The organism is Nonomuraea salmonea (assembly GCF_042428605.1).
In the GTDB taxonomy this organism is placed as follows: domain Bacteria; phylum Actinomycetota; class Actinomycetes; order Streptosporangiales; family Streptosporangiaceae; genus Nonomuraea; species Nonomuraea salmonea.
Window position 1 is genome coordinate 19,277 of record NZ_JBHMCF010000013.1, and the last position, 21,194, is coordinate 40,470.

Genomic DNA, 21,194 nt, shown 5'->3' on the forward strand with positions numbered 1-21,194 from the left:
CGCGATGGGGGTCGTCTTCCTGGGCGTGCGGCACCACAGTCCCGCCTGCGCCCGGCTGGCCGCCGAGACCATTCATGCCGTACGTCCCGCGTACGTGCTGGTCGAAGGCCCAGCGGACATGAACGACCGGATGGACGAGCTGCTGCTCGGCCACGACCTGCCGATCGCCGTCCACACCGGCTACCGCGACCACGAGCGGCGCCACAGCTCGTGGACCCCGCTGTGCGACTACTCCCCCGAGTGGGCCGCGCTGACGGCGGGTCGCGCGACCGGCGCCGAGCTGCGCTTCATCGACCTGCCCGCCTGGCACCCCGCGCTCGCGGACCTCGCCAACCGGTACGCCGACGCCCGCCACGACGAGGCGGCCGGAAAGCTCTGCCGGGCCTTCGAGGTGGACAACGTGGACGCGTTGTGGGACCACCTCTTCGAGGTCCCACCGGCCGACGGGCTGGCCGGACGGCTGGCCACGTACTTCGACCTCGTCCGTGGCGACGCCCAGGCCGGTCCTGATGACGCCGCCCGCGAGGCGTACATGGCGCAATGGGTCCGCGCGGCCGCGTGGGAGGCGGGCGAGCGGCCGGTGGTCGTGGTGACGGGCGGGTTCCATCGTCCCGCGCTGATCCGGCTGGCCACGCGGGGCGAGCGGACCTGGCCGAAGGTGCCGGAGCCGCCCGAGGGTGCGGTGGCCGGCAGTCATCTGGTGCCGTACGCGTTCCGCCGGCTGGACGCCTTCGACGGTTACCAGGCGGGCATGCCGTCGCCCGGCTACTACCAGGACCTGTGGGAGCACGGCGTCGACGGCGCCGCCCACCGGCTCGTCGAGGCCGTGACGGCCAGGCTGCGTTCGCGACGGCAGCCGGTGTCCACGGCCGACCTGATCGCCGCGCGTGCCGCCGCCGACGCCCTCGCGCTGCTGCGCGGTCACCCGCATCCGGCCCGGGTGGACGTCCTCGACGGGCTGGCCGGCGCGCTGGTCGGCGAGGCGCTCGACACCCCGCTGCCCTGGGCGTCCCCTGGACGTCTCCAGGCCGGTCACCATCCGGTCGTCGTGGAGATGATCGCGGCGCTCAGCGGTGACCGGACGGGCCGCCTGCATCCTTCGACGCCGCTGCCGCCGCTGGTCCGCGCGGTGCTCGCCGAGCTGGGCGGCCCCGGCGACGAACGCCTCCACCTCGGCGATCCCGCCGATCGCGAGCGCAGCCGGTTCCTGCACAGGCTGCGCGTTCTGGGCATTCCGGGCGTGGTCCGCAGTGCGTCGGGGCTCCGCGTCGAGCAGTGGACGCTGACCGACACCGACGACCGCATGCCCGCGTTGATCGAGGCGGGCTCCTACGGCGTGGACCCGCAGGAGGCGGCGGCGTCCGTCCTCGCCGAGCGGATCAGGGACGCCGACCTGGGCCGGCTGACCGACGTGCTGTTCGACGCCGCGCTGTGCGGCATCGGCGAGCTGGCGGGGCGGGTGCTGAACGACCTCGAGCGGGCGATCGGCGCGGCGGCCGACCTGGGCGCGCTGGGCCGTACCCTCGCCGTCGCCCTGGGGATGTGGCGGCACGACGACCTGTTCGCGATCACCTCGGGCGCCGTCGTGCGGGCCGCCGCCCTCCGGGTGTTGTGGCTGGCCGAGGGGGTGCGCGGCGGGTCCGTACCGGCTGATCCGCGGCGCATCGACGCCATGGCCGCCGTACGCGACGCGCTCAGGCACGCCGGCACTCAGCTCGGCCTGGACGTGGACGCGGCGCTGGGCGTCGCCGACCGCGTCGCCGCCTGCCAGGACGCGCCGCCCGACCTGCGCGGCGCCTCGCTCGGGCTGACCTGGTCACTGCGCGGCACCGCCGCTGATCCCGTACGTGCGGTACGCGGCGCGTTCGTCCCCAAGTCGGCCGGCGACTGGCTGGCCGGGCTGTTCGCGCTCGCCCGGGAGGAGGTGCTGCACACCGGCGGCATGCTGGAGCTGCTCGACGAGCTGGTCGGGGCGATGACCGACCAGGACTTCCTGGTGGCCCTGCCCGCGCTGCGCCAGGCGTTCGGCTACTTCCCGCCCCGCGAACGGCACCTCATCGCCACCCGCCTGGTCGAGCTCCGCTCCGGCAGGTCCGCACGGGACCTGCTGCGGCTGGACGCTCCGCCCGAGCTGGTCGCCGCGGGCATGGCACTGGACGAACGCGTCGACACGGCGCTGCGCAGGGAGGGGCTCCTATGACGCTCGAACGGTGGCGGCTGCTGCTCGGCGAGGCCGGCGGCGCCTGCCTCGGCGGCGGCCGGCTGGGCGACGAGGCCGCCGGCCGCGACGCCGCCCTGGAGTGGCTGTACGGCCGCGACGAGGACCTGCGCGAACGCGGCGTCCGCCAGGCGGGGAACGGCCCGTCGAACCTGACCACCTTCGACTGGCTCGACGACATCACCCGCTTGTTCCCCAAAGAGACGATCGAACGCCTGCAACGCGACGCCGTCGAACGCTACGAGATCCACGACCTCGTCACCGACCCCGACGTGCTCGCCCGCATCGAGCCCAACCCTGCCCTGCTCAAAGCCGTCCTGCACACCAAACACCTGATGAACCCGCAGGTGCTGCGGCTGGCCAGGCGGCTCGTGGAGCAGGTCGTACGGGAGCTGATGAACAAGCTCGCCACCGAGGTGCGCACCGCCTTCTCCGGCGCCAAGCTGCGGCGGCCAGGCCGGCTGCGGATGGCACGCAACTTCGACATGACGAGGACGCTGCGCGCCAACCTCGGCCACTACCAGCCCGACACCCGTAAGGTCGTGATCGAGAACCCGCTGTTCTTCACCCGCACCCGCCGCCACCTCGAACAGTGGCAGGTGATCCTGCTCGTGGACCAGTCCGGCTCGATGACCGACTCCGTGATCCACTCGGCGGTCACCGCAGCCTGTCTGTGGGGCTTGCCCTGTGTACGCACCCACCTCGTCGCCTTCAGCACCGATGTGGTCGATCTGACCTCCGATGTGGACGATCCCGTTGAGCTGCTGATGAAAGTCCAGCTCGGGGGTGGCACGGACATCGCGCGGGCGGCGGCGTACGGCGCCGGGCTCGTGGACCGGCCGCGGCGGGCCATCGTCGTGCTGATCTCCGACTTCTATGAGGGCGGCGACGCCCACCAGCTCGTGCGCATCGTTCGTGGCCTGGTCGAACAGGGCAGCAAGGTCCTCGGCCTGGCCGCGCTCGATTCGCAGGCCAATCCGGACTACGACCGGGAGCTTGCCCAGCGTCTGGCCGATGCCGGGGCGTCCGTGGGCGCGATGACTCCAGGCGAGCTGGCGACCTTCGTCGCGGAGCACGTGGGCCGATGAGGACGGATCTGCTCGGGCTCACCACCGACGCCCTCGCCGCGCTCACCAACCGGGGGCTGGTCAAGCGGGCGGGCAAGGAGGCCGCGCCTGACCTGCGTACCGATGCCGATGGGACCGTGCACGGGGACTTCGCGGGCGGGCCGACCGCCAGCTTGCCGTCCGGTGGGCTCGACGTGGCCCGGTGCACGTGCGGGGCTGCCGGAGTGTGCCGGCATGTCGTGGCGGTGGTGCTGGCGTACCAGCGCCGGCACGCCGATCGTCCCCCTGAGGCTGACGCCTGGTCACCGGGGGACGTGACCGACGACGAGCTGACTCTGCGGATCGGCGCCCGCCTGATGACCGCCGCCCGCCGTTCCTTTGAGGCGGGCTACACCGCCCGCGTCCGCCGCGCCCCCGCCCCGCAGGTCGAGCTCCCCACCGCGACCGTACGCTTCCTCATCCCCGGCGACCTCGGCTTCGTCCACACCGACACCGTCGCGGGCAGCCGCGACGACCTCATCGCCCTCGCCGTGTGGGCGTTCCGGGTGGCCGACGAGCTGCATCCAGGGATGCGGGAAGTACGGGTGGACGTCGGCGGCTCACCGGCGCCCGGCACCGGATCCGGGCTGGAACGCGCCCTGGAACTGGCCGGCACGGTCCTGCGCGAAGGCGCGGCACACCTCGGGGAAGGGCTCGACGCGACCATCGCCGACGTACAGCACGATCTGGACGCCGCCGGATCCCGATGGCCCCTGCTGGCCGTCGGCGACCTCGCCGGACAGCTGACCGCGTACCGCGACCGCAGCGCCCACTACCGTCCCGAGCTGCTCGCGAGCCACCTCGCCGAGCTCCACGCCCGGCACCGGGCCGTCATCCGCCCCGACGCCACCCTCCGCAGCAGCGTGCTCGGCACCACCGAGGCCGCCGAGACCCCGCTGCGCCGGGCCCGCCTGGAGAGCCTGGGCTGCCGGATCCGCGGCCTCGCCGGCCGCCGCATCGCCGAGGTCTACCTGGCCCACAGCGCCAGCGCGACGGTCCTCGTCCTGCGCCGCGAATGGGACGGCGACGACGACGGCCCCGCGCTGGCCGGCCGCCGCATCGCCGGCATCACCCTGTCCGCCCTGGCCACCGGCAACCTCGTCACGGAGTCGGCCGTCCGCAGCGCCAGCCGTACCGTGCGGCTGGCCACCGGACGCATCTCCAAGACGACGGTGAGCGCGTCGCGCGGCGCCTGGGCCGACCTCTCACCGTCCCTGCTGGTCACCGACCTCGCCGCCCTCGGCCGCGAACTCGACGCCCTCACCCTCCGCCCCATCCGCCCGCGGGTGGAAGCCGAGCTGGTCCGCGTCGTCGCCGTCTCCCAGGTGCTCTCCCTGGCCTACGTCCCGGGCGACCAACGCCTCGACGCTCTGATCACCGATCAAGCGGGCAACACCGCCACCATCACCGCCACCCACACGACCACCGCTCCTGGCCGCCTCGACGCGCTGGCCGCCGTCCTGGAAGGCGGGTTACGTCACGTCAGCGGCGTCGTGGGCCGTAGCGCGGGCGGCATCGTCATCGACCCCATCGGCCTGTCCACCGGCGAGCGGGTCGTCGTACCCGACCTGGAACCTGCCGGAGCCGGCGTCCCTTTCGCGATCGCCGGGTCCGGCCCGTCCGGCCCGCTCACCGCCGTACTGACCGACGCCCGAGCCCTGCTCGCCGAAGCCGCCCACCACGGCCTCGCCCGCCTCCCACCGACCTACGACGACCGCCTCGCCACCGCCGCCCGCCGGCTGACCACGCTCGGCCTCCACCGCATCGCCGGGGCGGTCACGGCGTTCGCGACCGAGCCGGTCGAACAGACCTGGGTCGACGCCTACCTACGCCTGGAGGTGGCCCTGGACCTGACGTTCTCAGGAGCCGCGAGGACGTCCTGAAGGACGTCCTGCAGCGTGACGCGGGACAGCTCGCCCCGGAGGGTCTCCTCGATGCCGTCGTAGACGCGCCGCATCGCCGGCTGGATGCCGTGGCCGACGACGCAATCCTGGTCCGGAGTGGCGCGGTGGAGGGCGAAGAGGGGGCCGGTTTCCACCGCTTCGTACACGTCGAGCAGCGTCATCGACTCCAGGTCGCGTGCCAGCGTCCAGCCCGCGCCCAGCCCGCGCCGCGACTCCACGAGCCCCGCCCTGCGCAGGTCACCGAGCAGCCGCCGGATGACGACGGGGTTGGTGTTCACGCTGGACGCGATCTGTTCTGAGGTGGCGACCTCATGGCCCTGGCGCTGGTAGAGGCCGATCCAGGCCAGCGCGTGGGCGGCGATGGTCAACCTGCTGTTGGCGCTCATGATGGTCGTCCCTCCCGGTCGCAACTCCCGATGTTACGACATGCTTGTCGTAACAGCTATGGTTGCAACATGGCGGTCGTAACTATTAGCGTTACGACAGTCCGAGATGGCCAACCAGTTAGGACGAGAACCATGAACAAGCCACTGACCGGCAAGGTCGCCCTGGTCACCGGAGGATCCCGCGGGCTGGGAGCCGCGACCGTACGGCTCCTCGCCGACCAGGGCGCCGACGTCGCCTTCACCTACGTCAGCTCCGACGAGCGAGCCCAGGCCATCGTCGACGAGGTACGGGCCAAGGGAGCGAAGGTAGCCGCGTACAAGTCCGACCAGTCGGACACGAGCCAGGCGCCGGCCCTGATCGACAACGTGATCGCCCACTTCGGCGCCCTGGACATCCTCGTCAACAACGCCGCGATCTCCATCAACGCCACGGTCGACGACCCGAACGCCGACACCGCCGCCCTGGACCGCATGCACGCCACCAACTACCTCGGCGTCATCGCCATCATCCGGGCCGCCTCCCAGGTGCTGCGCGAAGGCGGCCGCATCGTCACGATCAGCTCCGGACTGGGCACCCGAGCCGGCGTCCCTGGCGTGGCCGACTACGCGGCGACCAAGGCCGGCGTCGAGCGCTACACCATGGGCGCCGCCCGCGACCTCGGCCCCAGGAACATCACCGCCAATGTGGTGGAAGCCGGCATGATGACGGACGGCATGGAACACCCGGACCCGGAAATCATCAAGGCCCTGCTCAGCTCACTGTCGCTGCAGCGCCTGGGCCACCCGGACGAAATGGCCGCCGCGATCGCCTTCCTGGCCAGTCCGGCGGCGTCGTACGTCACGGGTACCAAACTGGACGCCCACGGCGGCTACAACGCCTGATCCTCTTTGTCAGTGGCCGGCCGTAACCTGGCGCGATGATCCGTGATCCGTGGGAGCAGGGCTTGCTGGAGGCCGCCGCCTTCGATGCCGAGTCCGCGACGCTGGAGTTCGATCAGGCCCGCTCCTGGCTGCGCGCGGCCCTGGACGGACCGATGGAGCCGCTGGGCGCCGAGGTCTGGGTGCTGGATCCTGGGTTGGAGCAGATCCTGCTGGTCCAGCATCCCTGGCGCGGCCTGGTGCCGCCCGGCGGCAAGGTCGAACCGGGCGAGAGCCCGCGCCAGGGCGCGGCGCGCGAGCTGGCCGAGGAGTGCGGGCTGCGCCCGCAGTTGCTGGACCGGCCCGCCGCGGTGGCCGTGCGCTCGTTCCACCCGGACCTGCCGCTGACGCTGTCGTTGTCTTATGCCGCGATCGCCGACCCGGCCGAGCCGCTGACCCCAGAACCCGGACAACCGGCACTGTGGCATCGGCTGGACGAGGGCTGGGCCGGCTTCTTCCCCCAGGACCCCGACCGGGTCCGGCAGTATGTGAAGGCCTTGAGGAGCGGCGCGGCGGCTTGAGCGGGGATCAAAGCTGTCGCGCGATAGACCCCACCTGGGCCGCCGCTGCCATATAAGCGACTTTCTCCTAGTTGCCGCCACAAACCAGGCAAGATGACCTCATGTCTACTGCGCCGGGGTCCTTCTTGCTCGAACGCCTGCACGCGGCCGGCCTGACCGACATCACCGCGGTCGAGCCGGCCACCGGAGGCCTCGCCGCGACCGCAGGCCTCGCCCGCCGCGGCGACGACACGTCGGTGTTCGTCAAGGCGTTCACCGAGCCGCCTGCGGACGACGTCTTCGCCACAGAAGCCGAAGGCCTCACCGTGCTACGTGAGGCAGGCGGCATCACCACCCCCGACATCATCCTCGCCGACCGCGACGTGCTCGTACTGTCCACGCTGCACCCCCGCCCGACGACCGAGGCCTTCTGGGAGCAGTTCGCGCACGCACTCGCCCACCTGCACACCACCACCCGCCACCCCCGCTTCGGCTGGCACCAGGACAACTGGCTGGGCCGCCGCCGGCAGATCAACACCTGGACCGACGACGGCTACGACTTCTTCGCCCAGCACCGCCTGCTGCGCTGGCTCACCGAACCCCGCGTCCAGCAGGCCCTCGGCCCCGCAGAGCGAGCAGCACTCGAACGCCTCTGCAACCGCCTCCCCGACCTGTTGCCCCCCAGCCCCGCCTGCCTGACCCACGGCGACCTGTGGACACAGAACGTCATGTCCACCCTTGATGGCCAACCCGCACTGATAGACCCGGCAGTGTCGTACACCTGGGCCGAAGTCGACCTCGCCCACCTCTGGACCACGGCCCCACCGCCGGAAGCACGCGCATTCTTCGACCTGTACGCCGACCTGACGAACCTCGACACCGACTGGCGCAACCGCATGCCCATCCTGCAACTACGCCAACACCTGGCCGTCATCGCCCAATTCACACCAGACTGGGGCGCCGCCGACATAGTCCGCACCACCCTCGCCCCCTTCCGCCCCCGCCCCAAAAACCAGCCGAGCGGACACCACACGACATCAGCCCCCGAGCCGACCACGTAGCCACCCGGCAAGGTGGCCGCTACGCATTCCTGGCCTGATCTGGTGTCACCTCGGTTGGTGTGCGGCGCATTTCCTCTTCGAGGGTCTCGAGAACCGCCTGGGCCACCGCTCGTATCCGAGTGCGATGCCCGGTCAACTCCCTGGCGAAGCCCTGAGCAGTGCGACCGACCCAGATGGCCTGGCCCGTGAACTGCTCGCAGGAAGGGTCGAGCGCCGTCTCCAGCCGGTCCACGTGCGCCCTGGCCTGGGCGATGAGCTGCTGCAACTCCGCGTGGCGCGGGTTGGGTACCGGAGCCATCGGCTTCCTAAGGGAATTGGTTGAATGGGTTGCAATGACCTACCGACCATTATGAGACTTGTCCGGGGTACCGGCCTGCCTTCGGAGGCAAATCGATGATAATTCCGGCATGGCGCGTGGTTTTGATGTCCTGGGTTGCGCTCTTCGTGCTGGCCGGATGCGGTGGGTCGAACGATCCGGAAGTGCCAACGGCCGCCGAAGCCGGTGCGACACTCAAGGAGCACATCAATCGAACCCTCGAAGGTGCTCAGGCCAAGACCATCGAGGTCACCGATCCGGGCGGCAGAGACGTCCCCTGCGGTGAGGGCAAGGTCAAACGCACCTACGCTGCCACAGCAAGAAATGACATCGGATCAGGAGATCCTAACTCGATGCTCCTGGTCATGGTCGGCGCCCTCGATATCGTCGCCGAATATGAATTGAATGCGCCCGGACAGCCCACCGTGCAGGATCTCGTCAACAAGGAATACAAGACACACATCGTGCTGTCGTCACCGGCCGAGCATGTCATGGTCATCCGCGGCGAGACGGATTGTCTTCCGCCCGGCTGAGCTCATCGAATCGCTTCCACTCGTCCTCCGCCGCGTCCTTGGCCCCGCGGAACATCACATCCAACTGCTTCGTTGCCTCGCCGATGCGACTCTTGTCCGTCAGGCCGGATCCGTTGGCGATCAGCCAGTTGTTGAGGTTGCGAAGGCCTTCCTTACTCTGGGCGATCTTCTCGAAGGGCAGCAGCTTTCCGTTCTCGTCGACGATCGGCGGCGTGTTGAACCGTTCGTCCGCCGCCGACACCTGAGGTTCGAACCCGCCGGCCGTCAGCACATCGACCAGCCACCTGCCTCTCGCCAGAGCTGCCAGCCTGGTCTTGTCATCGAGGGCGTCCAGTCGCGTCTTGTCGACCTCGGTCAGGTCGCTCAGCATGGATCCTGCAATCGTGGTCGCCGCTATCCAGAGTGGCTGCCCCTGCAACGCCACGGGCACGCCCGCCACGTTGATGAAGAACCCGAGCTTGGCGAGTTGCTGTTCGCGGAACTCCTTGTCCCGTTCATCGAGCAGGCCCTGCACGGCCCGTTCCGCAGCGAACTGCATGCCCGCCGTATAGCCGAGCGCCTTCATCGCCCGTTCCAGGTGCTCAACGCCCCGCCCGCCGTCCGCCTTCGCCGCCGCGGCCATGAGCCGATCGGTCAGCTTGCCCATGCCCTCCTCGAACGGCGCGATGGTGGCCGGTGAGTTGGCGAACAGCTTGACGAACGCGTACGTGTCCTCGGGCGACAACCGAAAGGTTGGGTTCAGCCCCGGCACGACCGTCTTCACCGGGCCGAAGGCACTGCCCTGTGTACGGTTCGCGTCGCCGAGGTTCGCACCCTCGGTGATCTCCGTTGCGTACGCGCCGGCGATCTCCGCCAGGTGCTTCCTGGTCGCGTCGTCGAGGTTCAAGGCCCTGATGCCCTGTTGTCGCTCGGCCGCGCTGGGGTTGGCGAGGTCGGGCAGCGCCCGCATGAGGTCGAAGGCGAATCTCGCCGATCTGGACGAGTGCGCCCCATCCTTTTCGTCATAAGCTCCCGCAGCGGCCGCGAGCATCCGCCCAAAGGCGTCCGCCGCCTCGGGACCAGACGACACCTCTCGACGGGTCCGCCAAACGAGGTCGCGCAGCAGCGCCGACAACGGCACACCGTCCTTGCGCACCGCGGCCATGGCCAGCCGCGCGGCGGCGGGATTGTTGCCCAGCGCGGCCAGATAACCCGCCATCTCCTTACCCTGGAGCCGGCTGTCCGGCGTCAAGGCATGCGCCTTCACCACTTTGGCCAGCCACTCGGGCGGAAAGTCGCCCGCCCGCAGCAGCCATCCCAGCGAGCGATCGCCGGGAAGTCCGGGCCCGCGCGCGAGCTCGTTCTTGAGTTTGGCGAACCCCGGCATGTCCGTACCGGTGAAAACAGCCGACCGCTCAGTGTGTCCGCGTGAGACGACGTCCCCACCCCGCACCGCGGTACCGAACGCGCGGCTCACCACATCGATCGCCTTCTCCGGGTCACGCATGCCCTGCCGCAGCTTGCCGGCAATAGCGAGCGTGCCGTCGACACCCAGCCCGGCGAAGAAAGCCGCAGCGAAATCAGGGTCGTCCCGATGGTCGTCCAGCTCAGCGATGAGAGCGGCGAGTTCTTCATCGTGGGGCCGATTCATCAGCGGTCCGGCACCCGATCTCGCGTCCCTGAACCGCTCAGCCAGCTCCGTCCCCTTCTTCCTGGCCTCGCTCTGAGACATGAGCCGACTGTCGTCGAACGCCAGCAGACCGGTCCGCCACGGGGTGATGGCGTTCGCCGCCCTGGCGGTCTGGGCACGACGGCGCAGCTCGGGCAGTTTTATATCCAGCCACATCAAGGTGGCGGCGAGCGGCTGCAGATCCGCCGTAGGCAGTCCCGCCTGCTCCAGGATGCGACGCAGCGCCCCGGCCTCCTCGCCGACCCGATCTCCACCGCTCTTGAACGTGGTGATGAACCTCTCCATGAGCTCGGGATCGAGCCCGCTGTAGTCAGGAGAAAGTGGACCGGTACCCGGCGGCGTGATGCTCATGATCGCCTCCCGCCTGTTGGCAGCGCCCTCAGCGTAGGAGCAAAACCAGCCACACCAGCATCGATCGACCCTTTCGGCATATTCGCCGACTGATGGTCGTGCATTCGACAGCGGCTTCGCAGGATATGACTCAGGCGCCCGGTCCCCATCGCTGCACCAGTCGTAATGATCAGATGATGCTCAGGGTGAGTAGTCGAGATCTGCCCCGCTGGCCGGGAAGGGAGGAGTAGTCGGACCATCGGCACGCCTAATCATCCCGCACTTCGATGGCTGCCTTGCGGCCCTTCATCGTGCCCAAGCCGGTGTGAGGGCCCCATTCTCGTCTGCCCATGATTTCCTGGCCCTCGTAGATCCGAAAGGCGTCCGCGTTCGTACGGCAGCCCTGCCCAGGACGAGACCAGTAGCCGGGATCGTTGGGGAGAACCAGTACAGCGCCGTTCCACCCTGGCCGCCCATCAACGAACCGCTCGACCCGCTGAATGTCCTTCACCACGTCATAAGCACGGATGTCCTGTGCGCCCTGATTCAGCAGCTCGAAGCGCCCGTCCCTCACTTCACCGAGGTCTGACCTGGAGAACAGCAGATCCAGGAGCTGATGCTGTCGGTCCGCGGTCCTGTACATCACCAACTAGGGCACGTGGAAACGTTCCCGGGCAGGCGTGCGTCCCCGACGTGCCGGTGCGGCTGTGGCATCCGGCCGGAGCGTCGGTGGCGGAGGTGCACGGCTGGCGGGAGGTGGTGCAGGACAAGGAGCTGCGCCAGCCGTTCAAGCAGGCCTTCCGCGAGATCTACCTGCTGACGCCCGCCGAGGAGGCGTCCGGCGTTCACTCCAGCCGGTTCGAGGGGCAGGTGGTGCACTATCGGCGGCTGCGGGCGTTGTTCAAGGATCGGGGCTGGACGTCGAAGTTCCAGGGGCATTGGGAGGAGGACTGCGACGCGCACCGGGTCATGGCGGGCGGCGAGTGGCGGGCGACGCTGGAGCACTACCTGGCGGACGAGGTCCACGCCGACATCGGCCGGGCGAGCTTCCAGCGCAGGAGCGGCGGCGTTTGGCGTGATGTGCCGCTGAGGGAGGTGCCGCCGCTGGTGTTCAGCGAGGGCATGCGGGACATCGACCTGTTCGTGGGCGTCGCCTCCATCACTCTCGACCCGCAGTGGGCGGGTCAGGGGCCCGACCGGCTGCGCGACCACTGGGAGGCGGGGCCGTTCGCGCCGCTGACGCCCTCGGCCGAGGTGCGCAAGGACGCGCTGGCCCGCCTCATCGGGCGCACGGCCATCGCCGACCGGTGCACGCTCACCGACCGCTATCTGGTGGTACGCGGTGATCTGCGGACGTACAAGATCCACCTCGGGTCGGCGAACATCCTCATGGAGCCCAACGACGCCTACCTCTGCATCGTCTCGGCGCGCGGTTTCCAGCCGGGGCTGTTCCTGCCGTTCGAGGAGGACGGGCGGCTGGCGCTCATCCTCAGCAAGGCGTTCCTGCTGGCGAACGACACCGCGATCACCGACCCCTCCATCACCCGCCAGCTGTCGGGCTAGGGTGAGGGCGTGTGGTACGTGCTCGGCGCCGTCGCGGTGCTCGCCGTCCTCGCGGTCGTCGCGCGGCGGGCTCTCGTCGTCGTGCGGGTGAGCGGCGTGAGCATGGCGCCGACGTTCCGTCCTGGTGATCGGGTGCTGGTACGCAGGACCGCGGCGGTGCGGCGGGGCCAGGTGGTGGTGTTCGAGTCGACGCGGCCCACGGGGTGGGGCACGGGGCCGCCGGCGCCGCCGTGGGCGATCAAGCGGGTGACCGCGGTGCCGGGCGATCCGGTGCCCGGTGACGTGGCGGCGGCGGCCGAGGCGCGGCCCGGCGATCGCGTGCCGGTAGGGGCGCTCGTGGTCGTCGGCGACGGCACGTCGAGCGCGGACTCGCGGGTCTACGGCTACCTGCCGGCCGACCGGGTGCTCGGCGTGGTCGTGCGGACGCTGTCCCCCGGTCGTGAGTCGCCCGGTCCGTCGTCTCCTGATGTGCCGGACGGTGCGGTCTCGTAGCCGGTGGCCTGCAACGTGAACAGGCGGGCGTACTCACCGTCCATGGCCATGAGCTCGTCGTGCGTGCCGCGTTCCGCGATCCGCCCCTCGCTCAGCACCACGATGAGGTCGGCGGAGCGTACGGTGCCGAGCCGGTGGGAGATGAGCACGCTCGTCCGGTCGCCCCGGTAGGCGCGCAGGCTGGTGTGCACCTCGTGCTCGGCCTGGGCGTCGAGGCCGGAGCTGGGCTCGTCCAGGATGAGCAGGTCCTGGCGCTGCCGCAGGAACGCGCGGGCCAGCGCCAGGCGCTGCCACTGCCCGCCCGACAGGGAGACGCCCGACTGGTCGTCCCGGTCGCCGAAGAGGCGGCTGAGCATGGTGTCGTAGCCGCGCGGCAGCGCGGCGATCGTGTCGTGGACGCCCGCCCGCCTGGCCGAGTCGCGGATCCGGCTCGGCTCCGCGGTGAGGTCACCGAGCATGATGTTCTCAGCGGCGGTGAGGTCGTAGTCCATGTAGTCCTGGAAGACCGCGCCGATCCTGGCCCGCAGGTCGGCCGGGCTCGCGTCGCACAGGTCCACGCCGTCCCAGGTGATGCGGCCCTTGGTCGGGTCGTACATCCGGCACAACAGCTTGACCAGCGTGCTCTTGCCCGCGCCGTTCACCCCGACGAGGGCGACCGTCCGGCCCGAGGGGATGAACAGATCGACGCCGCGCAGGATCCAGGGGTGCTCGTCGCTGTAGCGGAACCACACGTCGCGCAGCTCGATGCCCTGGCGCAGCGCGGGCAGCGCGGCGGGCTCGCGCGGCACCGGCAGGTCGGGCTCGGCCGCGACCACGTCCGTGTAGTGGCCGAACATCAGCAGCGCGTTGTGCACGTCCGCCCAATGGCTGACGATCGCGGTCAGCGCCGCCTGGACGCCCGCGACCGCCGCGACGAAGACCGTCACGTCGCCCACGCTGACACTCCCGGCGGCGGCGCTGATGATCGCCCAGAGCAGGCCGCCGGCCGCCACGACGCTGCCGAGCAGCGCCATCGCGCCCTGGCTGCGCAGGGCGCGGCGGTCGACGTCGCGTTCGGCCCGGTTGATGCCGCGCACCTCGTCGAGCATCCTGGTACGCAGGTAGTCGCCCAGCCCGAACAGCCGCACCTCCTTGGCCGCCTCGGGCCGGGTGAGCAGGTCGCCGAAGAAGACCTGGCGCCGCATGGCGGGCGTGATGTCGTACATGACCTCGGCGCGCCTGCGGCTCAGCATGAGCTCGATGCGGGCCGAGGGCAGCGCGGCGACCACGATGACCGCGATCATGAGCGGGTTGACGGCCGCCAGGCTGGCGGCGAAGCCGGCGAGCGTGATGATCGCCTGGCCGATCGCCAGCGCGCCGATGACCAGGCGGTCGGGGGCGTTGTGGCTCGCGTCGTACGCCAGCCTGAGCGTGTCGTGGAAGGCCGGCGTCTCGAAGCGGCTCAGCCCAGGATGGCGGTTGACCGCGCGGAACAGCCGGTCATAGATGAGCACCCGCAGCGACCTGCGCAGCTGCGCCTTGGCGTAGTCGGCCAGGTGCGGCAGCACGATGAGGGCCAGCCCGGCGACGGCGAGCCCGGCGGCCGTCGGGGCCAGCGCGGCGAACCCATCGCCCCTGACCAGCCCGTCGAGGACCAGCTTGGTCAGCCAGGCGGTCGCGACCGGGGCCACGCCGGTGAGCACGCCGAGCACGGCCGCGCCCGCGGCGGCCGCCGGGTGGGCGGCCCAGGCGAGGGCGGCGGCGACGCGGATGCGGTTCAGCATGCGGGGTCAGGCGGTCGCGGGGATGGGGAGCTCGTCCGTGGAGTGCGCGGAGGCCGTCACGGTGCCCTCGGCGTCCACGAGGTAGAAGCCGGGGAACGGGGGGCGGCCGAACGCGGTGTACAGGGACCCGTCGCGCTCCTCGGTCACCACCGTCGCCAGGTCCTCGAGTGCGGCCGTGAAGGTCTGTTCCTTCGGGCCGCCGCCCACGACCAGCGCCACGACGCGGTCGCGGCCCAGGTGGCGGACCCGTTCGGCGAACACGGGCAGGTGTTCGTCGCAGGCGGAGCAGTCGGTGGAGAACATGCCGACGACGGTCGCCGCCGATGTGAACGTGACGGGCGCGGTGAAGCCCGCCAGCCTGGTGCCCGGCGGGGTGAAGGCGGGTGGCGCGGTGACGTGCTTCAGGACGTTCGCGTGCGCGCGCAGGCGGCGGATCACGGCCAGGAGCAGGAACAGGTTGACGGCGCTCAGCACGCCGACGAAGACGACGGCGGCCACGAGGAAGGACATCGGCGACCCTTTGCGGTGAGGAGCGTCATTTCGCCGTGAACAGGTCGGCGAGGTCGTCGGTGAAGACGGCGAACAGCGCGATCAGGCCGCCGGCGGCGATCGCCAGCACGGCTCCCGCGAGCTGCGGCTGCGGGCCGGCGTACGAGGTCGCGAGGCCGGTGCAGGCCACGGCGATCAGGGCGAGGTTGCGTACGAGGTGCCTGCGGCCCAGCGGCGCCGACGAGGCGCCGAAGCAGTTGCAGGACGCCCGGGAGCCCGCGCGGAGCGCGTGCCGGATCCCGAGGGAGAAGGCCAGGAGCACGGCGCCGGCCAGGGCCAGCCCGGCCGGCGCCGTGAACTCCGTGGTCAGCAGCAGCACCGTCGCGGCTTCGAGGGCCACCACCGTGGCAGGCAGGGCGGCGGGCAGGGCGGCCGGCACCCGGCCCCGCGGCAGCGGGACGAGCGCCGGCACCGACCGCCGGAACGCCTCGAAGGCCGCACGCCCGCGCACCTTTCCCGCCACCGCCACCAGGAAGACGATCCCCAGCGTGCAGCGGGCGGCCAGCGCGACGTACTCCATGCTGCCGATCCGGTCTTACTAGCGGCAGTAGGTCTTGCCGGCGTAGATGCAGCAGCGCATGCCGGTGTCGGTCCACCAGCAGGGCTCGGCCTCGGCGGTGGTGGTGGGCAGGAACCTGCTGAGCAGGCGGTCGCTCAGCTCGTTGAGTGCACGGAACACAGGGGTCCTCCTTGATGTGCGCGCCGACGTACGCGATTTGGGTGATCAGCGCCGACACCTGGACAATAACCACGGATGATCAACTGACAGAAGCGGTCAGGGCCGACAGCAACCTGCCGTGCCCGGCAGCTTGTTGTCACTCGTCCATCGGGAGCCACATGAGCCTCAGCAGTCTCGGACTGACCGACTTCGAGGAATGCGTGTACCGGGACCTCCTGAGCGGCCACGAGACGACATCGGACGGCGTGCCCGCCGCGCTGCAGCGGCTCGCGGCGCTCGGCCTCGTACGCTTCGACGCGGCCGGCCACCCCGTCGCCGTCGAGCCGGAGATCGGCGTCAGCCGGCTGATCCGGCGCCGGCTCCTGGAGACGCACGCGCAGCAGCGGCGCATCTCGGCGGCGTGGGAGGCGGTGCACCTGCTGAGCGCGCGGCAGCGCGGGCGGGGCCGTACGGTGACGATCGAGCAGATCGACGGCGCCGACCGGGTCGCCGAACGCATCCGCTCCCTGGCGCTCGACGCCCAGGAGGTGCTGGCCATGCACCGGTCCGTCGACCTGCCCAGGCCCGGCGAGACCACCCGCCGCCGCACGATCGTCTCCAGGAAGAGCGTGCTGGACCAGGCGTTCCTCGATCACTGCCGCGCCCTGCACCGCTCGGGCGACCACCACCGGCTCGTGGACGACGACGGTCAGCAGCTGGTGATCGTCGATCGCGCGGTGGTCTTCGTCCCCAGCGAGCCCGGCGGCGACAGCGCCTTGCTCATCTCGCAGGCGGGGGTGGTGGCGGCGATGGCGGACCTGTTCGAACGCGTCTGGTCACACGCCCAGGACCTCGAACCCTGCCCCGCCCCCGGGCTCACCCCCCGGGAACGGCGCGTGCTGTACCTGCTGGCCAGCACCCGCAAGGACGAGGTGGCGGCCAGGGAGATGGGGGTGAGCCTGCGGACGTACCGGCGGCACGTGGCCGCGTTGTTGGAACGCCTGGGCGCCGCGAACCGCTTTCAGGGCGCCCTCCTCGCCAAGCAGCAAGGCTGGATCTGACCACCTCAACAGGGCCGCGTGGCCGGTCGTGCGACGGCCACGCGGCCCCTGCCAGGCCCCCGTGCCAGACGCCCCTGTCAGGCGGCCAGGGACACCGACGAGGTGGTGATCGGGACGCACTCGGACTTCTTGGTGATCTCTCTAGTCACCTTGGTGACCAGGTCGATCGCGGTGATCTTGGTGACGTGGGGGTTGGCAAGGAGTGCACCGCACTCCTGGCGCAACCAGACGGCGTCCTCACGAAGGCTCTGACCGAGGACCACCTTCACCTCGCCGGAGGCGTTGCGGGCGTAGAGCAGGGAGATGCGGTCCCACGCCTGGTCCACCTCCTCCTTGATCTTGTCCCACGGCATCTCGGCGGGGTCCCACTCCGGATTCTTCGCGTTCGCCTGCGGGATCCCGCGGCCGTCCATGAGCATCTCGAGCGTGGTGCCGCCCTCCTCCCTCGCGATGTCCGCGGCCTCTTCTGGGCCGGCGTTGCGGTACTGCTCGGGTCCCGTCTCCGTACGGCCGGACCAGAAGAAGGCGGTGTTCTTGCCGGTGCTGTAGTCGCCCCTGAGCATGGCCTGCACTTCGGCGAGCACCAGCTGGTGGCGGTTCCTGATCAAGCCGATGCGGACCTCGGACAACGCCGTCGATCTCCCGAGAGCCGCCTTGCCGGCGTTCTTGATGGCGCGGAGGCCGCCGCTGATCAGCTTGCCGACGCCGTAGAAGGCCAGCTCGGTGAGGGCGATCGTGCCGATGTTGAGCAGCGTCTTGCCCAGCGACTGGTCGCCCATGACGAGGCGGTAGATCTCCAGGCCGACCTCGCCGATCGTCATCACCGTGCCGCAGACCAAGGTGACGGCGCAGCCGATGAGGGCGGGCATGCCGGCGGCGAGCATCAGCGCGTTGCCGTACTGGATCGCCCGCAAGGTGACGTTGAGGCTCTGCGTCACCTGGAACCCGGGATCCAGGACGGAATTGATGCAGTTCTGGTAGTCCTGGCCGTCTTTGTCGTAGATGTCGCAGAAGGCGGAGTTGATGTACGCCCGGACGGCCAGGTCCTCGGAGGAGCCCAGGTAGTTGTCCGCGCAGTTCTGCACGTACTGGCCCTCCTGGCCGTAGAGCTTCTCCAGGTCCTCGAACGGCGTGGTGTTGTACGTGTCGGCGCAGATGTAAGCCTGGACGATGGCGGCCTCGCGCACCGCGTCGGAGGCCGCCGCGGCCGCTGCGAGGGCGGCCTTGGCGTTGGAACCGGCTCGCAGCGCCTCCTTGTGCGCCGTCCTGGCCGCGTTGCCGGCCCGGTTGGCGGCCTGGATGGCCTTCTGCTGCGAGGTGATCGCCCAGGTGGCGGACCGGACGGCACTGCGGGCCGAGGTGTTGGCCCTGGTCGCCGCTTCGCGGGCGGTCCTGACCGACTGTGACGCCTTCTGGGCCGAGGTGGCGGCCTGCTGGGCGTGGCTCGCGGCCTGCTGGGCGTACTGGGAGGCCCGCTTGGCCGAGTCGAGGGCCTGCTGGGCGTACGACGCGGCCTGCCCGGCGTCCTCACGGGCCTCGGCCGCCACGCGCTGCGCCTCGTACGCGTGCTGCAGGGCGGTCTCCGCGCCCTCGTGGATCTTCTTGAGCAGCCCGGCCACCACGGCGAGGTGGGTCGCGCTCTCGTAGTCCCGCTCGGCCGCGGTGTACCGGCCGGTGTCGAGGAACATCCGCAGGCCGGGCGCGGGCCCCTCCAGAGCGACCTGGGCGGCGGCCTTCAGCTCAGGGCCGCTGTCCTCGTCGGCCAGGATCTGGTTGACGCGCACCCGGTTGCCGATGGCCTCGGCGGTGTACCGGCCGGTCTCCAGGAAGTCCCGCAGCGCCTGCGGCGTCTCGGCGTCCAAGGCCTGCTGCGCCCGCTCCGCCAGCACGACGTCGCCGGCCTCCTGGGCGGCGGACAGGATCTGGTTGACCTTCAGCCGGTCCGCGCTGTAGCGGCCGGGGTAGTTCTGCGTGCGCAGGAAGGTCGCGACCGCCGTGTCGTCGCCGTCCAGCGCGGTCTTGGCCGCCGCGGCGAGGTCGTCGTCCTCGGAGATCGACAGGCTCATCACCGCGAGCCGGTTGTCCTGGGCCACGGCCTCGGCCAGGTCGGTACGGACGAACTCCAGCACGAGGTCGTCGGGGCTGCCCAGCGCCGCCAGCGCCGACTCCCTGGTCCAGGCGCCCTGGCCGCTCGCCAGGTTGAGCGCGGCCTTGCGGGCCGCCGCGACCGCCTCGGCTCGTTCGGTGGCCGGGTTCTTCGCCACGGCGATGAGCCGGTCGGTCTCCTCGTCCCGTTTGGCGGCCTGGTCGGCGTCCCAGTCGGCGAGCCGCTGCTGCTTTTCGTAGGTGACGTTGGCGACCCTGGCGTTCTCCAGGCCCTCCTCCTTGGCGACCGCCAGGCGCTCGGCGTCGGCGACGCGCGCCGCCTCGTACACGGCGTTCGCCTGCGTCGCGGTCTCCAGCGCCTCGTGCGCGGCGTCGATGGCGGCGTTGGCGTGCGCGGTGGCGCGTTCGGCCGCCTTCGCCGCGTCGCCGGCGTGCTTGGCGGCGTCGAGCGCCGCGACGGCCGCGGCGTTGGCGTTGGCCGCCGCCCGCTGGGCGGCGTCGCGTGCCTTGTACGCCGCGTCGAGCGCCGTCTGGAGATGGTTCTCGGCCGCCCGCGCCGCCCTGACGGCCCGTTCCGCGTTGGCCCGCGCCCGCGCCGCGGCGGCGACCGCCTCCCCGGCCTCGGCCCCCGCGGCCTGGGCCCACCTGACTGCCTCGTCGTTGGCCACGGCCGCCTGCACGGCGTGCTCGGCCGCGTTCCTGGCGGACTTGATGGCGTTCTTGCCCTGTTCCAGTGCCTTGGCCGCCGCGGTCACCTTGAGTGCGGCCTCTTCCGTCTCCTGGGCGATCCGCATGGCCGCGCCCGCCGCCTGCCGTGCGGTGTCCGCCTTGTCGGCGTCCACGGAGGCCGAGGCCGCCGCCCGGTACGCCTCTGAGGCCCTCTGGTTCGCCTTCGACGCCATCTGCGCGGCCCGTGCCGCGGCGGTGGCGGCGGCACGGGCCGCCCGGTTGGCCGCCGCCGCGGACTGCACGGCCACGCGTGCCGCGTCCGCCGCCTTCTCGGCCGCGACCGCGGCCCGCTTGGCCTGCCTCTTCGCCTCTGTGGCGTTCTCGCGCGCGGCCTTGGTGGCCGCCGCGGCCTCCGCCGCCGACCGGCGGGCCGCTTGCGCGGCGTCCTCGGCGCGGGCGGCCTCGGCGGTGGCGCTGACAGTCTCCTGCTCGGCCACCACGCCGGCCGCCTCCGTCTGCTGGAGCAGCTCCTCCAGCGTCGCGGTCTCGTCGTCGCGCGCCGACGCCACCGCCCAGCCGTAGGCGAAGAACGCCTCCAGCGCCTCCGGGGTCCCCGCGTCCAGCGCCTTCTGGCCCTCGGCCTGGACGTTCTCGCCGCCGGTTTTGATGGCCTGGTTGACGCGCAGCCGCTGGTCGGTGTTCCACTGCGTGCGCCAGCCCGACTCCAGGAACTTCTCGAGCCTCTCGCTGTCCCCCGAGTCCAGGGCGTCCTGCGCGGCCTGCTTGAGCTGCTCGCCGCCCTCGCTCATCAGCTGGTTGACCGACACCCGCAGGTCGATGTCCGCCGGCGCCTGCCAGCCGCTCGTCAGGAACGTGCTGATCGCGTCCCGGTCGCCCGCCGCGTCGGCGTCCAGGGCGGCCTGGGCCTTGGCGCGCAGGGACGGGCCGCCGTTCGCGATGACGTTGGTGAGGCTGTCGCGCTCGTCCTGGCGCCTGGCCTCCTCCCATCCTTCGGTGAGGAACGCGCTGACCTGCTCGTCCGGGCCGAGCAGCGCCGCCTCAGCCGCTGATCGGACCTGCGGGCCGCCCTCCTGCCAGGCGAGCACCACGTGCGAACGGTCGGGCTCCGCCTGCTGGTCGGCGTGCGCCGGCGGCACCCGCAACAGGGTGGTCAGCAGGGTCAGGGCGGCGACGGTCGCGATCGCCGCTCGCCGGCGGGCCGGCCCTAAGCGCGCCCGTCCCCTCATCGTCGGTCTCCAGGTACGCACACTCAGCCTCCGTCGCCAGTCGAGGATTCGCACACAGGGGAAGCGCTGAAGAACGATCAGCTTGCGGAGTGTCACACGGTGCCGGAAGACCGGACAAGACCCGATATTGCGGGATATACCGCCG

19 protein-coding genes are annotated in these 21,194 nt (G+C 71.0%); 10 read left to right on the plus strand and 9 right to left on the minus strand.

Going from position 1 to position 21,194, the window contains the following annotated elements; genetic code table 11:
• Positions 1–4 precede the first annotated feature (4 nt).
• From ACFFR3_RS18015 to ACFFR3_RS18025, 3 genes are read left to right on the plus strand one after another with little or no spacing between them, the layout of a single operon-like run.
• The gene (locus ACFFR3_RS18015; RefSeq protein WP_345390706.1) at positions 5–2,200 is read left to right on the plus strand and encodes a DUF5682 family protein; all 2,196 of its coding nucleotides are present in this window, start codon (positions 5–7) and stop codon (positions 2,198–2,200) included.
• Positions 2,197–3,306: a VWA domain-containing protein gene (locus ACFFR3_RS18020; RefSeq protein ID WP_345390709.1), complete on the plus strand. Its 1,110-nt coding sequence runs from the start codon at positions 2,197–2,199 to the stop codon at positions 3,304–3,306. The genes ACFFR3_RS18015 and ACFFR3_RS18020 overlap by 4 nt, the downstream gene beginning before the upstream one ends.
• Positions 3,303–5,207, plus strand: coding sequence for a YehQ family protein (locus ACFFR3_RS18025; RefSeq protein ID WP_379483469.1), 1,905 nt, complete (start codon positions 3,303–3,305; stop codon positions 5,205–5,207). The genes ACFFR3_RS18020 and ACFFR3_RS18025 overlap by 4 nt, the downstream gene beginning before the upstream one ends.
• Here ACFFR3_RS18025 and ACFFR3_RS18030 read toward each other — a convergent pair.
• Complete coding sequence (locus ACFFR3_RS18030; RefSeq protein ID WP_345390718.1) at positions 5,147–5,614, minus strand: Rrf2 family transcriptional regulator; 468 nt, start codon at positions 5,612–5,614, stop codon at positions 5,147–5,149. The two genes, ACFFR3_RS18025 and ACFFR3_RS18030, sit on opposite strands and share 61 nt — an antisense overlap.
• Before the next feature lie 132 nt (positions 5,615–5,746).
• Between ACFFR3_RS18030 and ACFFR3_RS18035 the strand changes: the two genes are divergently transcribed.
• From ACFFR3_RS18035 to ACFFR3_RS18045, 3 genes are all read left to right on the plus strand, one after another.
• On the plus strand, positions 5,747–6,496 hold the full coding sequence (locus ACFFR3_RS18035; RefSeq protein ID WP_345390721.1) for an SDR family NAD(P)-dependent oxidoreductase: 750 nt from the start codon (positions 5,747–5,749) through the stop codon (positions 6,494–6,496).
• A 35-nt stretch (positions 6,497–6,531) separates the two neighbouring features.
• On the plus strand, positions 6,532–7,053 hold the full coding sequence (locus tag ACFFR3_RS18040) for an NUDIX hydrolase (protein ID WP_345390724.1): 522 nt from the start codon (positions 6,532–6,534) through the stop codon (positions 7,051–7,053).
• Positions 7,054–7,154: 101 nt separating this feature from the next.
• Complete coding sequence (locus ACFFR3_RS18045; RefSeq protein ID WP_364377220.1) at positions 7,155–8,093, plus strand: fructosamine kinase family protein; 939 nt, start codon at positions 7,155–7,157, stop codon at positions 8,091–8,093.
• Between the two features lie 19 nt (positions 8,094–8,112).
• Here the strand turns inward: ACFFR3_RS18045 and ACFFR3_RS18050 are convergent, their stop codons facing one another.
• The gene (locus ACFFR3_RS18050; RefSeq protein ID WP_345390730.1) at positions 8,113–8,391 is read right to left on the minus strand and encodes a hypothetical protein; all 279 of its coding nucleotides are present in this window, start codon (positions 8,389–8,391) and stop codon (positions 8,113–8,115) included.
• A gap of 95 nt (positions 8,392–8,486) precedes the next feature.
• Between ACFFR3_RS18050 and ACFFR3_RS18055 the strand changes: the two genes are divergently transcribed.
• Positions 8,487–8,942, plus strand: a complete 456-nt coding sequence (locus ACFFR3_RS18055; RefSeq protein WP_364377223.1) for a hypothetical protein — start codon at positions 8,487–8,489, stop codon at positions 8,940–8,942.
• Here the strand turns inward: ACFFR3_RS18055 and ACFFR3_RS18060 are convergent.
• Together ACFFR3_RS18060 and ACFFR3_RS18065 are read right to left on the minus strand one after the other, a co-directional pair.
• Positions 8,905–10,962 carry a hypothetical protein gene (locus tag ACFFR3_RS18060; protein WP_379483470.1) on the minus strand — a complete coding sequence of 686 codons (2,058 nt, stop codon included), beginning with the start codon at positions 10,960–10,962 and terminating at the stop codon, positions 8,905–8,907. The genes ACFFR3_RS18055 and ACFFR3_RS18060 overlap by 38 nt on opposite strands.
• 247 nt (positions 10,963–11,209) lie before the next feature.
• On the minus strand, positions 11,210–11,584 hold the full coding sequence (locus tag ACFFR3_RS18065) for a hypothetical protein (RefSeq protein WP_345390742.1): 375 nt from the start codon (positions 11,582–11,584) through the stop codon (positions 11,210–11,212).
• A 50-nt stretch (positions 11,585–11,634) separates the two neighbouring features.
• Here ACFFR3_RS18065 and ACFFR3_RS18070 point away from each other — a divergent pair, with 50 nt between their 5' ends.
• A complete protein-coding gene (locus tag ACFFR3_RS18070) occupies positions 11,635–12,504 on the plus strand; it encodes a DUF4132 domain-containing protein (RefSeq protein ID WP_345390745.1) in 870 nt (289 codons plus the stop codon).
• A 9-nt stretch (positions 12,505–12,513) separates the two neighbouring features.
• Positions 12,514–12,996: a S26 family signal peptidase gene (locus ACFFR3_RS18075; RefSeq protein ID WP_364377229.1), complete on the plus strand. Its 483-nt coding sequence runs from the start codon at positions 12,514–12,516 to the stop codon at positions 12,994–12,996.
• On the opposite strand, the gene ACFFR3_RS18080 is transcribed toward ACFFR3_RS18075, so the two are convergent.
• From ACFFR3_RS18080 to ACFFR3_RS18095, 4 genes are read right to left on the minus strand one after another with little or no spacing between them, the layout of a single operon-like run.
• Positions 12,888–14,759: an ABC transporter ATP-binding protein gene (locus tag ACFFR3_RS18080; RefSeq protein WP_379483471.1), complete on the minus strand. Its 1,872-nt coding sequence runs from the start codon at positions 14,757–14,759 to the stop codon at positions 12,888–12,890. The genes ACFFR3_RS18075 and ACFFR3_RS18080 overlap by 109 nt on opposite strands.
• Before the next feature lie 6 nt (positions 14,760–14,765).
• Positions 14,766–15,269, minus strand: a complete 504-nt coding sequence (locus tag ACFFR3_RS18085) for a thioredoxin domain-containing protein (protein ID WP_379483472.1) — start codon at positions 15,267–15,269, stop codon at positions 14,766–14,768.
• A 25-nt stretch (positions 15,270–15,294) separates the two neighbouring features.
• Positions 15,295–15,828, minus strand: a complete 534-nt coding sequence (locus tag ACFFR3_RS18090) for a MauE/DoxX family redox-associated membrane protein (protein ID WP_345390757.1) — start codon at positions 15,826–15,828, stop codon at positions 15,295–15,297.
• 18 nt (positions 15,829–15,846) lie between these two features.
• Positions 15,847–15,987 carry a hypothetical protein gene (locus ACFFR3_RS18095; protein ID WP_345390760.1) on the minus strand — a complete coding sequence of 47 codons (141 nt, stop codon included), beginning with the start codon at positions 15,985–15,987 and terminating at the stop codon, positions 15,847–15,849.
• Positions 15,988–16,145: 158 nt separating this feature from the next.
• Here ACFFR3_RS18095 and ACFFR3_RS18100 point away from each other — a divergent pair, with 158 nt between their 5' ends.
• A complete protein-coding gene (locus ACFFR3_RS18100; RefSeq protein ID WP_379483473.1) occupies positions 16,146–17,027 on the plus strand; it encodes a helix-turn-helix transcriptional regulator in 882 nt (293 codons plus the stop codon).
• 77 nt (positions 17,028–17,104) lie between these two features.
• Here ACFFR3_RS18100 and ACFFR3_RS18105 read toward each other — a convergent pair whose 3' ends face one another.
• Positions 17,105–21,049: an ALF repeat-containing protein gene (locus tag ACFFR3_RS18105; protein ID WP_379483474.1), complete on the minus strand. Its 3,945-nt coding sequence runs from the start codon at positions 21,047–21,049 to the stop codon at positions 17,105–17,107.
• Positions 21,050–21,194: the final 145 nt, after the last annotated feature.